Source organism: Rhodococcus sp. GXMU-t2271 (assembly GCF_041414735.1).
GTDB classification, from domain to species: domain Bacteria; phylum Actinomycetota; class Actinomycetes; order Mycobacteriales; family Mycobacteriaceae; genus Rhodococcus; species Rhodococcus indonesiensis.
Window position 1 is genome coordinate 1 of the sequence record NZ_JAUIZP010000083.1, and the last position, 14,900, is coordinate 14,900.

Annotated in this window: 2 protein-coding genes; both read right to left on the reverse strand. The window is 71.4% G+C overall.

What is annotated here, in order from left to right; all coding sequences use genetic code 11:
- Positions 1-6,572 (reverse strand): amino acid adenylation domain-containing protein (locus QYS60_RS25585; RefSeq protein WP_371384636.1); only part of this gene is annotated, 6,572 nt, incomplete at its 3' end.
- A gap of 145 nt (positions 6,573-6,717) precedes the next feature.
- Positions 6,718-14,900: amino acid adenylation domain-containing protein (locus tag QYS60_RS25590; protein ID WP_371384637.1), on the reverse strand; the 8,183-nt coding region annotated here is incomplete at its 5' end.

Genomic DNA, 14,900 nt, shown 5'->3' on the forward strand with positions numbered 1-14,900 from the left:
CCCGCCACCGTCGACGCATCGAACAGATCCGTCGCATAGGTGATCCCGACGGCGTACCCGGCGGAATCGGCTGTCTCGGCGGTCGTTTCGGCGAGGGAGAACTGCAGGTCGAACCGTGCGGTCGCGGCGTCGAAGTCGAGGCCCGAGACCGTCAGGCCCGGAAGCTCGAGGGCTCCCATCGCCTGGTTCTGGAAGGACAGCATGACCTGGAACAGCGGATGCCGCGCCGTCGACCGGGCGGGATTGAGCACCTCCACCAGCCGCTCGAACGGCACGTCCGCGTGCGCGAACGCGTCGAGGTCCGTGCCGCGTACCCGCGCGAGCAGGTCCTCGAAGGACTCCCCGCCCTCGACCCGGGTCCGCAGCACCAGGGTGTTGACGAACATCCCGACGAGGTCGTCGAGTTCCTGCTCGCCGCGACCGGCCACCGGGGTGCCGACGGCGATGTCGTCGGTCCCCGACAACCGCGCCAGCAGCACCGACAGTGCCGCGTGCACCACCATGAACGGGGTGACGTTGCGCTCCCGTGCGACCCGCCCGATTGCGGCATGGAGGTCCGGCCCGAGCGAGAACTCGTGCACCGCACCCGCGTTGGAGGCAGACGCCGGCCGGGGACGGTCCGACGGCAGGTCGAGCTGGTCGGGCAGCCCGGCGAGCGCGCCGCTCCAGTACGCCTCCTGACTCGCGATCACCGAATCCGGGTCGTCCTCCGAGCCGAGTATCTCCCGCTGCCACAACGCGTAGTCGGCGTACTGCACCGGCAGTGGCTCCCACTCCGGTTCGCCACCGGTGGCCCGTGCCGAGTACGCCACCACCACGTCACGGGTGAGCGGCCCCATGGAGAAGCCGTCGGCCGCGATGTGGTGCACGACGAGGACGAGAACATGCTCGGTTGCGGACACCTCGAACAGCCGCGCCCGGAACGGCACCTGCGTCGACACGTCGAACCCCGCCGAGGCCATCGTCAGGACCTCGGCGAGCAGCTCGTCCTCCGAGGCCGGGATCGGCGACAGATCCGGAATCACCCGCGAGGTCGGCAACACCTGCTGGTACGCCACACCATCCGCGTCCGGATACACCGTCCGCAGGGATTCGTGCCGCGCGAGCACATCGGCGACCGCCACCTGCAGTGCGTGCCGATCCAGCAACCCGGACAACCGGATCGCCAGCGGAATGTTGTTCACCGCGGAGTCCGGTTCGAATCGGTTCAGGAACCACATGCGGCGCTGCGCCAAGGAGAGCGGAACCCGCTCGGGTCGCGGGCGCGCCACCAACGGCACCCGGGTGCCGGCGGAGTCGGCCTGCTCGAGGCGGGCGGCGAGGGGAGCGACCGCCGAGGCCTCGAACAGTGTCCGCACCGGAACCGCCGTGCCGAGCGCCGCGGCGAGCCGGGAGATCACCTGCGTGGCGACGAGCGAGTTGCCACCCAGTTCGAAGAAGTCGTCGTCCAGACCGACCCGTTCCACGCCGAGGACGTCGGCGAAGACCCGGGCGACGATCTCCTCGACCGGGGTGGTCGGTGCCCGGAAGACCCGGGCTTCCTGCTCCGGTTCCGGCAGTGCACGCCGGTCGAGCTTGCCGCCGGGCGTCAGCGGGATCGAGTCCAGGACCACGACCGCGTGCGGCACCATGTAGCTCGTCAGGAACTGGGCCACGGAGTCCTTCACGGCGGCGCCGTCGAGTTCGATGCCCGGCTCGGGAACGACGTAGCCGACGAGCTGCTCACCCCGCTGCCCGTCCCGGCGCACCGTCGCGACCGCCTGGGCGACGCCGGCGCACCGCGCGAGCGCCGCTTCGATCTCACCGAGTTCGATCCGGAAACCGCGGATCTTCACCTGGTCGTCGGCCCGGCCGACGTACTCGACCACCCCGGCCGTCTCGTCGCCGGGAGAACCGGACCACCGCACCACGTCACCGGTTCGGTACATCCGGCTACCGTCGGTGGCGTACGGATCGGCCACGAACCGCTCGGCCGTCAGCCCGGCCCGGCCCAGATACCCGCGAGCCACCTGGATTCCCGCCAGGTACAGCTCGCCCGGGACACCGACGGGCACCGGCTGCAGCCGGTCGTCGAGAACGAGCACCCGCATGCCGCGGACGGGGCCGCCCATCACCACCGGTTCGCCGGGTAGCAGGGCTTCACTGATGTTCGAGGCCACCGTCGACTCGGTGGGGCCGTAGGCGTTGAAGAACGCGCGGCGCGACCCGTCGGGCAGGATCGTCGCCCAGCGCGCCACCAGGCCCGGAGAGCACGCCTCGCCACCCGTGATCACCACGCGGATGCAGTCGAGGCCCGCGGGATCCACCGACCCGAGGGCCGCGGGGGTCACGAAGGCGTGGGTGACCGCCTCCGCGGCCAGCAGGCCGGCGAGCTCGGCGCCGCCGTACACCGAGGTCGGCGCGACGACCATCGTCGCGCCCGCACCGAACGCCAGCAGCAGTTCGAGCACCGAGGCGTCGAAGCTCGGCGACGCGAAGTGCAACGTGCGGGAGTCGGCGGTGACCGCGTACCGCTCCACCTGTTCGGCGCAGAAGTTCACCACACCGGCATGCGCGACCACGACGCCCTTCGGCGTGCCCGTCGTGCCGGAGGTGTAGATGACGTACGCCGGGTGGGCCGGGCGCAGGGAGCGCACGCGTTCGGCGTCGGCCAGCGGTCCCGCCGGCAGTCCCGCGCCGGCCCCGACCGCTTCCTCGAGTACGAGCCACGGAACGGAATCCGGTAGCGCACCGGCGGTTTCGGCTGTGGCGAGCCCGAGCACCGCGCCGGAATCGGAGAGCATGTAGGCGATCCGCTCGGTCGGGTACGTCGGGTCCACGGGGACGAACGCGGCACCGGCCTTGACCACCGCCCACAACGCCGTGACCGACTCGACCGACCGGGGCACCGCCACGGCCACGCGGTCTTCCGGTCCCACACCACGGGAGATCAGGATCCGGGCCAGACGCGACGACGTCGCGTCCAGATCCCCGTACGACACCGACCGGCCGTCGAACCGCAGGGCCACGGCGGCCGGGTCGCGACGCGCGGCGAGGGCGAGGATGTCGGCGAGGGTGCCGCCGGGCTCGGCGGCGGCACCGTGCACGGACGTCAGTGCCTGTCGCTCCGGTACCGCGAGGAGGTCCATGTCGCCGACGGCCCGTGCCGGGTCGGTGGCGACGGTCTCGAGCATCCGGAGCAACCGGCGCACGAAGGTCGCGACGGTCGGCTCGTCGAACAGGTCGGCGGCGTAGAGGAGGTCGCAGGCGAGACCACCGGGTTCGCCGTTCCCGTCCACGGTTTCGACGAAGATGAACGACAGGTCGTACTGGGACTGTTCGCGGTTCGCGGTCACGGGACTGATCGCGAGCTCACCCAGTTCGAGGCTGGTCTGCTCGAGGTTCTGGAAGGCGAGCATCACCTGGAACAGCGGGTGATGGGACTGCGACCGGACCGGATCGAGTACCTCGACGAGCCGTTCGAACGGGACGTCCGCGTGCCCGAAGGCGGCGAGGTCGGACTCGCGCACGCGCGCCAGCAACCGGGTGAAGGGCTCACCCGTCTCGACCTCGGTGCGCAGCACCAGGGTGTTGACGAACATGCCGATCAGGTCGTCGAGTTCCTGCTCACCGCGACCGGCGATCGGAGTGCCGATGGTGACGTCCGCCGAACCCGACAGGCGGCTGAGGACCGCCGCCAGGGCGGCGTGCACCACCATGAACGGTGTCGTCCGGGTCTCGTGCGCCAGCCGGACGAGACCCCGGTGCACCGATTCGTCGACGGTGAAGGCGTGCACGGCGGCACGGTTGCCGGCGACCGCCGGTCGCGGCCGAGCGGTCGGCAGGTCCAGTCGCTCGGGTACGCCGTCGAGACGACGTGTCCAGTACTCGATCTGCTGGGCGACGACCGACTGCGGGTCGTCCTCCGAGCCGAGGGCCTGCCGCTGCCAGATGGCGTAGTCGGCGTACTGGACGGTCAACGGCTCCCACGCGGGTGCCTCGTGCCGAGTCCGGGCGTCGTAGGCGACCATGACGTCCCGCGTGAGCGGACCCATCGAGAATCCGTCCGCGGCGATGTGGTGCACCACGAGCACCAGCACGTGCTCGGTGTCGGACACCTGCAGCAGACGGACGCGAACGGGCACCTCGGTCGTGACGTCGAAACCGGCCGAGACGATCTTCGCGACCGTCGGCACGATCTCGGGCTCGCTCACCGTCGACGGCGTGAGCGTCGGCTTCACCTCCGAGGCGGGCAGCACCTGCTGGTAGCCGACCCCCTCCGTCTCGGGGTAGACGGTGCGCAGCACCTCGTGCCGGGCCACCACGTCCGCCACGGCCGCGCCGAGCGCGTCGACGTCGAGCGTCCCCGACAGCCTCAGGACGACCGTGATGTTGTTGACCGCCGACCCGGGGTCGAGGCGGTTGAGGAACCACATCCGCCGCTGCGCCAGCGACAACGGAACCTGCTCCGGCCGCACCTGCGGCACCAGCGGGGGCCGGTGGGAGTCGCCGGCCGCCATCGCCGCGTCGACGAGTGTGGCGAGCTGCGCGGCGGTAGGGGCGTCGAAGAACTCCCGTACGTCGATGCGGACCTTGTGATCGGCGTTGATCCGGGCCACCACGCGCGTGGCGCTCAGCGAATTGCCGCCCAGAGCGAAGAAGTCGTCGTCGACGCCGAGCCGCTCGACACCGAGCACACTCTCGAACGCGGCGACGACCGTTTCCTCGGTGGGGGTGCTCGGTGCGCGGTATTCGGTTGCCAGAACGCTGAAGTCGGGCTCGGGCAGCGCTCCGCGGTCGAGCTTGCCCGACGCGTTGAGGGGAAATTCCGTCATTTCCACGAACAGCGACGGCACCATGTAGTCGGGCAACCGCCGGCGCACGGCCGCAGCCAGCTCGGTGCGGTCGATCGGTTCACCGTCGGTGACGAGGTAGCCGACGAGGTGGTCGCCGAGCGTCTCGTCGGAGTGCACGACGACGACCGCCTGCCGGACCCCGGGATGGTCGAGCAGGGCGGATTCGATCTCCCCGAGCTCGATGCGCAGGCCGCGCAGCTTGACCTGGAAGTCGGTGCGCCCGACGTACTCGATCAGCCCGTCGGTGTTCCACTTGACCAGGTCACCGGTGCGGTACATGCGATCGCCCGGCGCACCGTACGGATCGGCGACGAAGCGGTCCGCCGTCAGGTCGGGCCGGCGCAGGTAGCCCCGCGCGAGCTGGATGCCCGCGAGGTACAGCTCTCCCTCGACTCCCTGCGGAACGGGCCGCAAACCCTCGTCGAGCACGTAGAGATCGGTGTCGGCCACCGCCGCACCGATCGGGACGACGGTGTCGTCACCGTGGGTCTCGTAGTAGGTGACGTCGACCGCGGCCTCGGTCGGGCCGTACAGGTTGTGCAGCCCGGCCGTGGAGATCGCGTGGAACCGGGCGACGGTCTGCGCGGGCAGCGCCTCACCCGAGGCGAAGACGTACCGCAGCGAGGTGACGGCCGCGGCGGTCGGCTCGGCGAGGTATACCGCGAGCATGGAGGGGACGAAGTGGGCGACGGTGACCCGGCGCTCGATCATGGTCTGCGCCAGGTAGGCGGGGTCGCGGTGACCGTCGGGCAGCGCAATCGACAGTCGCGCCCCCACCTGCAGCGGCCAGAAGAACTCCCACACCGACACGTCGAACGTGAAGGGGGTCTTCTGCAGCACGACGTCGTCGCCGCGCAGCCCGTACTCGGCCTGTCGCCAGGCGATGTTCGCGACGATGGCCCGGTGCTCGACCGCGACGCCCTTCGGGCGGCCGGTGGAGCCCGAGGTGAAGATGACGTACGCGAGACTGTCGGCGGTCAGGGCGCCGAGCCGTTCGTCGTCGCGCACCGGGTCCGCGGGCACGGCCGCGAGGTCGAGGGTGTCGACGAGGACCACGGGTACCGAGGCCGGCAGGTCCACCTCGTCGCGGGCGGTGGTGACCACGGCGACCGGTTCGGCGATGTCGAGGACGTAGGCGATGCGGTCCGCGGGGTGGTCCGGATCCAGCGGCACGTAGGCGCCGCCGGCCTTGACGACTGCGTACATGCCGACGAGCAGGTCGAAGGATCGTCGTATCGACAGGCCGACACGGGTGTCCGGGCCCACGCCGAGCCCGATCAGGTGCCGCGCGAGCCGGTTGACGCGGGCGTCGAACTCCGCGTAGGTCAGGGTCTCGCCGTCGAACTCGAGGGCGACGGCGTCCGGGGTCGCCTCGACCTGCGCGTCGAAGCGGCCCACGAGGGTGTCGAGGTCGGGTCCGGCGGGCGCCACGGCGGCGTCACCGAGGACGGAGGCGGCATCGGTCAGGAGGCCGTCGAGCACGGTGGGCAGACCACCGTCGGCGAGGAGCTCGGGCGCGAGGTTGGACAGCACGACCGGGACCAGCGCCTCGATCCCGAGCACTCCCCCCATCGCGGCGTCGAGGGTGGCGATCTCCTGCTGGAGCCGGCTGTAGGTCAGCTGCGTGTCACCGTGGGCGAGGGCGACGCGGTCGGGCTCGCGGTCCACGACTCCGGCCAGCAACCGGGGCAGGTCTGCGATCGTCAGCGCCTGCTTGCCCGACGTGCCTTCAGCCATCTACTTCATCCTCCGATACCTCTGCGTGTCGCGCACTGTCTTGCGCGCTCCGTCCGACCTCGTGGGCACCCGGGTACCCACGGGGTCGGACGACAGTCGATGTTCGATTATCCCGGTCGGACCGACAGCAAACGAAGCGCCCAGGTCAGAGCCCCCCACCGGTGATCTCGGCGGCCGTGGTGAGCACGGATCGGACCAGTTCGGCGAACCCGTCGGCGCCCAGCGCGGGCAGGACACCGGGGATGAGGGTGTTCAACACCACAGGCACGAGCGCCTCCGCCGTCAGTGCCCCGCCCGTCGCCGTGGCCGTCGCGGCCAGTTTCTGCGCGAACTCCCCGAAGGTGACGTCCCGGCCCTCGTGGCTGAGCGCCACCGCGTCGGGAGCGGTCTCGGCGGCGGCGGCGACCAGGTCCGGCAGGTCCGCCACGGTCCGCGGCTTGCGCGGCGCGGCCAGCCGGGCCCGTTCGGCCTCGGTGAGGATGTCGATCGCACGCAGCCGGATCTGGGGATCCGACGTCACCGCATCGAGGATGCGGGTGAACCGTTCGGCGAACAGCTCGACCGTCTCCCGGTCGAACAGCGCGGTCGCGTAGGTGAAGATCACCTCGAGACCGCCGAGGCCGCCGCCGGGCGCGAACTGCTCGACGAAGGTGCACTGCAGGTCGAACTTCGCCTGGTGGGCGCCGGCCTCGAGCGGGGTGACCGCCAGTCCCGGCAGTTCCAGCGTGCCGGTCTCGATGTTCTGGAACGTGAGCATCACCTGGAACAGCGGCGTGTACGAGCTCGACCGCCGGCGGCCGACGGCGTCGACGAGCCGCTCGAACGGCACGTCGGCGTTGCCGAACGCCGCCAGGTCCTTCTCCTTCGCCTGGGCGAGGAGGTCGGCGAAGGTGCCCCCGCCGGCCACGCGGGTGCGCAGCACCAGCGTGTTGACGAACATGCCCACCAGGTCGTCGAGCACTTCCTCGGCGCGACCGGCGGTCGGAGTTCCGACCGCGACGTCCTCGGTGGACGCCAGGCGCGACAGGAGCACCGCGAGGGCGGCGTGCACGACCATGAACACCGTCGCGTTGTGTTCGCGGGCGGTCTTCTCGATGCGCTGCGCGAGCGCCTCCCCGATGGTGAACGTCACCGAGTCGCCCTCGGTGGACTGCCGCGCCGGCCGCGGCCGATCCGTCGGCAGCGCGAGCAGCTCGGGACTGCCGGTCAGTTCGTCGGTCCAGTACCCGAGCTGGCGGGACAGCTCGCTGTCGGGGTCGTCCGGGCTGCCGAGCACCTGCTGCTGCCACAGCGTGTAGTCGGCGTACTGAACCGGCAGCTCCGCCCATCCGGGCACCTGCGCCTCGGCGCGGGCGGCGTAGGCGACCATCACGTCGCGTACGAGCGGCCGCATCGAGTAGCCGTCGGCGCTGATGTGGTGCGCCACCAGGGCGAGCACGTGCTCGTCGTCGGCGACGCGGAACAGCCGCGCCCGCACCGGCGGGGTCTGGGCCGTCACGTCGAAGCCCGCACCGAGGACGTCGGTGAGCCGGTCGACGATCTCGCTCTCGGCGACGGGCACCGGGACCAGGTCCGGCAGTGCCTGCGACGTCGGGAGCACCACCTGGACCGGGCCGTCCTCCGTGTCCGGGTACACCGTGCGCAGCACCTCGTGCCGGGCGATCACGTCGGCGACCGCGGAGCGCAGGGCCTCGGTGTCGAGGGAGCCGCTCAGCCGCACCGCGACGGGGATGTTGTAGACCCCGGATCCGGGATCGACCTGGTTGAGGGTCCACATCCGTTGCTGCGCGAGCGACAGCGGAATCCGCTCGGGCCGCGGCTGTGGTACCAGCGGAGGCCGGGCACCGCGGCCGACGGACGGCTGGATCCGGCCGGCCAGCGCCGCGACGGTCGACGCCTCGAACACGGTCCGCACCGACACCCGGGTGTCGAGTGCGACACCGAGCCGAGAGGCCAGCTGCGTCGCGAGCAGGGAGTTGCCGCCGAGTTCGAAGAAGTCGTCGTCGAGGCCGGCGCGTTCGATGCCCAGGACCTCGGCGAGGATGCGGGCGACGATCTCCTCCACCGGGGTGGTGGGGGCCCGGAACTGCCCGGCCTCGAACTCCGGTTCGGGCAGCGCCCGGCGGTCGAGCTTGCCGTTGGTGTTCAGCGGCAGCGCCTCGAGGACGACGAACGCCGACGGCACCATGTACGACGGAAGCGCCTGCGCCAGTGCGGTCTTCGTCGCGGCCGCATCGAATCCGGCAGTGACGGATCCGGCAGTGAGGGATCCGGCAGTGTCGGATCCGGTGTCGGATCCGTCGGCCGGGACCACGTACGCCACCAGCCGGTCGCCGACGTGCGGGTCGGTGCGGACGAGGACGGCGACGTCGCGCACCTCGTCGCGGGCGCGCAGCACCGACTCGATCTCCCCGAGTTCGATGCGGTAGCCGCGCACCTTGACCTGGAAGTCGGCGCGGTCGCGGTAGACCAGTTCGCCGGCGCGGTTCCAGTGCACGATGTCGCCGGTGCGGTACATCCGGCCCCCGCCGAACGGGTCGGCGACGAACCGGTCGGCGGTCAGGTCGGGACGGCCGTGGTAGCCGCGCGCCAGCTGCGCGCCCGCCAGGTACAGCTCGCCGGCGACCCCGATCGGCACCGGACGCAGGCGCGCGTCGAGCACGTATACGCGGCTGTTCCACTCGGGCACGCCGATCGGCACGACCGCGGTGTCGGCATCGCTCGTCTCGTGCACGGTGACGGACACGGCGGCCTCGGTCGGCCCGTACAGGTTGAACAGGGCCGCCTCGTTGTCCGCGCGGAACTGCTGCGCGGTGACCGCCGGCAGGGCCTCGCCGATGGCGAGCACACGCCGCAGCGACGGCGCGATCTCCCCACCCGCGGCGGTCGTGAGCATCGACAGCATCGACGGCACCGCGTGCAGCGTGGTGACGCGCTCGTCGCGCAGCAACCGCAGCAGGTAGTCGGGATCGCGATGCCCGTCGGCGGTCGCGATCACCAGACGCGAACCGGAGGTGAGTGCCGACCAGAACTCCCACACCGACAGGTCGAACGTGGCGACGGTCTTGAGCAGCACCGCGTCGTCCGGTCCGAGATCGAACGCGTCCCGCTTCCAGAGCATCTGGTTGACCACGGCGGCGTGCGGAACCGCCACACCCTTGGGCCGGCCGGTCGATCCGGACGTGAAGATCACGTACGCGGTGTTCGCCGCACGCAGCGGCGCGCGACGTTCGGCCGCGGTCACCGGCGCGTCCGGCAGACCGGAGAGGTCCACGCGGTCGAGTTCGACGACCGGCACGCCGGGCACGTCGATCCGATCCGCCGCGACCGTGACCACGCACGTGGGCGCCGCGGTGCCGAGGATGTAGGCGTTGCGCTCGGCCGGCTGGTCCGGGTCGAGGGGCACGTACGCACCGCCGGCCTTGGCGATCGCGTACATGCCGACGACGAGTTCCGGCGAGCGCCGCACGATCAGCGCGACCCGGTCCTCCGGCCCCACACCCTGAGCGATCAGGTGCCGGGCGAAACGGTTGACGCGGGCGTCGAACTCGCCGTACGTGACGGCGGTGCCCTCGTACACCAGTGCGACCGCGCCGGGGTCCCGGCGCACCTGCTCGTCGAACAGGTCGACGAGCGTTGCGGCCGTGTCGGTCTCGTGGGCGGTGTCGTTCCATGCCGCCAGGACGTCGTGCTCTTCGCGCGCGAGCAGCACCGGGTGATCGCCCAGCGGCACGTCCGGCGCCTGCACGAGGGCCCGGAGCAACTGCTGGAAACGCTCGGCCACAGCACGGGCGGTGGACTCGTCGAACAGGTCGGTGGCGAAGGTCAGGATCGCGTCCATGCCGGCCGGGGAACCCTGCTCGTCGTATCGGTCGCTGACGATCAGGTGCAGGTCGAACTGCGACGTGCCGCCCTCGAGGTCGATCGGAGCGACGGTCAGACCGGCCAGTTCCAGTTCCGTGCGCTGCTGGTTCTGGAACGAGAAGCCCACCTGGAACAACGGGTGCCGCGCGGTGGAGCGGGCCGGGTTGAGCACCTCCACGAGCCGCTCGAACGGCACGTCCGCGTGGGCGAACGCCTGCAGGTCGGTTTCCCGTGCCGCCCCGAGCAGTTCGTCGAACGAGCGGTGGCCGTCGACGGAGAGCCGGAAGACCAGCGTGTTGACGAACATGCCGATCAGGTTCTCCACGGCGGCCTCGCCGCGACCCGCGATGGGTGTGCCCACCGCGATGTCGTCGGATCCGGACAGGCGGGCGAGCAGCGCCGCGAACGCGGCATGCATCGCCATGAACACGGTCGCGTTGCGGGCGCGCGCGAGGTCGCGCAACGCGGCGTGCACCTCTGCGTCCACGACGAACTCGACCCGGTCGCCGCGGAACGACTGCTGCGCGGGCCGCGGGCGGTCCGTGGGCAGGTCCAGCTGGTCCGGCAGATCGGCCAGCGCGGTCCGCCAGTGGTCGAGCTGCCGGGCGGCGAGCGACTCGGGATCGTCCTCGGATCCGAGCAGTTCCCGTTGCCACAGCGCGTAGTCCGCGTACTGGAGCTCGAGCGGCGCCCACGCCGGCTCGGTGCCTGCGGACCGGGCGGCGTACGCGGTCATCACATCGCGCACCATCGGCACCATCGACGAGCCGTCCGCGGCGATGTGGTGCACCACGGTGACGAGGACGTACTCGGCGGGTGCGAGACGCAGCAGCGCGATCCGCAGCGGGATCTCGCGGGTGACGTCGAAACCGGTCGAGGCGAGTTCGCGCAGGCGCGATTCCAGCTCGGCCGCCGGGACGTCGATCGGGTCGAGGTCGACCGGGACCGCGGTGGCGGGCCGGATGTCCTGCACCGGACCGGAATTCGTCTCCGGGTACACGGTCCGCAGCGTCTCGTGGCGGGCCACCAGGTCGGCGACGGCGGCGCGCAGCGCGTCGACGTCGAGGTCGCCGGTCAGCCGCAGAGCCATCGGGATGTTGTACGCCGTCGACTCGGGGTCGAAGCGGTTGAGGAACCACATGCGCTGCTGCGCCGGCGACAGCGGGATGCGTTCGGGACGCGTGCGCGCGGTCAGCGGCACCCGTCCGCCGCCGGTGGCGTCCTGCTCGACCCGCGCCGCGAGCGCGACGACGGTCGAGGCCTCGAACAACGTCCGCACCGGGACCTGCGTGTCGAGCGCCACCCCGAGGCGCGCGACGACCTGCGTCGCGATCAGCGAGTTGCCGCCGAGCTCGAAGAAGTCGTCGTCGGCGCCCACCCGCTCCACACCGAGCACCTCGGCGAACGTGCCCGCGACGATCTCCTCGACCGGCGTCGACGGCGCCCGGAAGACCCGGGTCTCGAACACCGGTTCCGGCAGTGCCCGCCGGTCGAGCTTGCCGTTCACGGTCAGCGGGATCGCGTCGATCACCACGAACGCCGACGGCACCATGTACTCCGGTACCAGCGCGCCCACCCCGGCGCGCAGTTCCTCGACGTCGACGGTCGCGCCGTCGGCGGGCACCACGTACGCGACGATGCGCGCCGCGCCGGGGGCGTCCTCGCGCACGATCACCGCGGCCTGCCCGACCGGCCGCTGGGCCAGCACGGCCGATTCGACCTCGCCGAGCTCGATCCGGAAGCCACGGATCTTGACCTGGTCGTCCGCGCGGCCGAGGTACTCGAGATCCCCCGAGACCGCCCAGCGGGCGACATCGCCGGTGCGGTACAGCAATCCACCGTCGGCGGAGAACGGGTCGGCCACGAACCGGGCCGCGGACAGGTCCGGGCGGCCCAGGTATCCGCGGGCCAGCTGACCGCCGCCGACGTACATCTCACCGGCCACGCCCACGGGAACGGGGTTGAGGCGGGTGTCGAGGACGTAGACCCGCAGGCCCGCGATCGGCACGCCCACGATGCTCGCGGAACCGGTCTCGGCCAGGTCCGCACCGATCTCCCGGTACGACACGTGCACCGTGGTCTCGGTGATGCCGTACATGTTCACCAGCCGTGGCGCGGTGTCCCCGTGCCGGGTGAACCAGCCCTCCAGCCGGCGCGGCTCGAGTGCCTCACCGCCGAAGATCACGTACCGCAGGGCGAGGTCGCCCTCCGTGCCACCGGCCGTGCGGTCGGCCTCGGCGAGCTGGTAGAACGCCGACGGCGTCTGATTGAGCACCGTCACCCGTTCGCGCACGAGCAACTCGCGGAACGCCTCCGGCGAGCGCGAGGTGAACCAGTCCACGACCACCAGGGTGCCGCCGTACAGCAGGGGGCCCCACAGTTCCCACACCGAGAAGTCGAACGCGTACGAGTGGAACATCGTCCACACATCCGACGGGCCGAACCCGTAGACCGACTCGGTGTTCACCATCAGCCGCACCACGTTCCGGTGCGGGATCAGCACGCCCTTGGGCCGGCCCGTGGACCCGGAGGTGTAGATGACGTACGCGAGGTTCGCGGCGTCGAGCGGCGCGTTGCGCTCCTCGTCGCGGATCGGCGCGTCGTCCACCCCCGACAGATCGACGGTGTCGAGCTCGACCACCGGCACCGCGGTGGGCACCTCGATCCCGGTGCCGGAGGCGGTGAGCACCGCGGCCGGCGCGGCGTCGGTAAGCATGAACTCGATCCGGTCGGACGGGTAGTTCGGGTCCACCGGCAGATACCCGCCGCCGGCCTCGAGCACCGCGACGAGGGCGACCACCAGATCCAGCGACCGCGGCAGCGCGACCGCCACGAGCGACTCGGGACCCACGCCCACCGAGATCAGATGGCGAGCCAGTCGCCGCGCCCGGGACGCGAACTCCGCGTAGGTCAGCGCCTCGTCGCCGAACCGCACCGCGATGTCGCCGGGCGCAGCGCTCACGCGCGCCTCGAACATGTCCACCAACGTCACATCCGCCGGGGCGACGTCGTCGCCGAGCGAATTCCACCGGGAGACCACGAGTTCGCGTTCGAACTCGTCGACGATCTCGATGTCACCGACCGCCACCGACGCATCCGCCGCCACGGCCCGCAGGATCCGAAGCAGCTGCTCGGCGAAGGCGGCGACGCGCAGCTCGTCGAACAGGTCGGTGGCGTAGGTGACGGCGGCGGCGATGCCGGCCGCCGAACCGTCCTCGGCCACCTGCTCCGAGAAGGTGAACTGCAGGTCGAATTTCGCGGTGGGCGGGTCGTAGTCGAGGGCCTCGAGCGCGAGACCGTCGAGTTCGAGTTCGGCCTGTCCGATGTTCTGGAAGGTCAGCACCACCTGGAACAGCGGGTGCCGGGCCTGGGAGCGCTCCGGGTCGAGGATCTCCACCAGCCGTTCGAACGGCACGTCCGCGTGGGCGAACGCGTCGAGGTCGCTTTCGCGCACCGCGCTCAGCAGTTCCGCGAAGGACTGCCCGCCCTGCACGTCCGTGCGCAGGACGAGGGTGTTGACGAACATGCCGACCAGGTCGTCGAGGGCGGCCTCGCCGCGGCCGGCGACCGGGGTGCCGATCGCGATGTCCTCGGTTGCGGACAACCGGGCCAGCAGCACCGCGAGCGCCGCGTGCACGACCATGAACAGCGACGTGTTCTTCTCGTGCGCGAGGCTCTGCAGCCGTTCGTGCAGCGCCTCGTCGACGTGGAAGCGGCTGGTGCGGCCGTGTCCGGAGGTCCGCTCGGGGCGAGCCCGATCGGACGGCAGGTCCAGCTGGTCGGGCAGCCCGGCGAGCGTGCGCTTCCAGAACTGCACCTGTTCGGCGGCCACGGATCCCGGCTCGTCCTCGGAACCGAGCACGTCGCGCTGCCACAGGGCGTAGTCCGCGTACTGGATCTCGAGCGGGGCCCAGCCGGGCAGCTCACCGCGGGTGCGAGCCGCGTAGGCGACCATCACGTCGCGGGCGAGCGGACGCACCGAGAACCCGTCCGTGGCGATGTGATGGGCAACGAACAGCAGCACGTGCTCGGTCCGGCTCAGCTCGAAGACCACCGCACGGAACGGCACCTCGGCGGTGACGTCGAACCCGCGCGTGACGAGTTCGCGGGCACGATCCGGCAGGGCGTGCGCGTCGATGCGCTCGACCTCGAGCCGCACCGGGGAGTCCGGCAGGATCTGCTGGTAGCCGGTGCCGTCCACGTCGGGGTAGACAGTGCGCAGCACCTCGTGGCGCTCGGTCAGGTCCCGGACCGCCCCGCGCAGAGCGGGCACGTCGAGTGCACCGGTGAAACGCACTCCGATCGGGACGTTGTTCACCGCCGACTCGGGGTCGAAGCGGTTGAGGAACCACATGCGCTGCTGCGCCGGCGACAGCGGGATGCGCTCGGGCCGCTCGTACGGGACCAGCGGGGTGCGGCGACCCGCGCCGGCCTCCTGCTCGGCCCGCACCGCGAGGGCTTCGA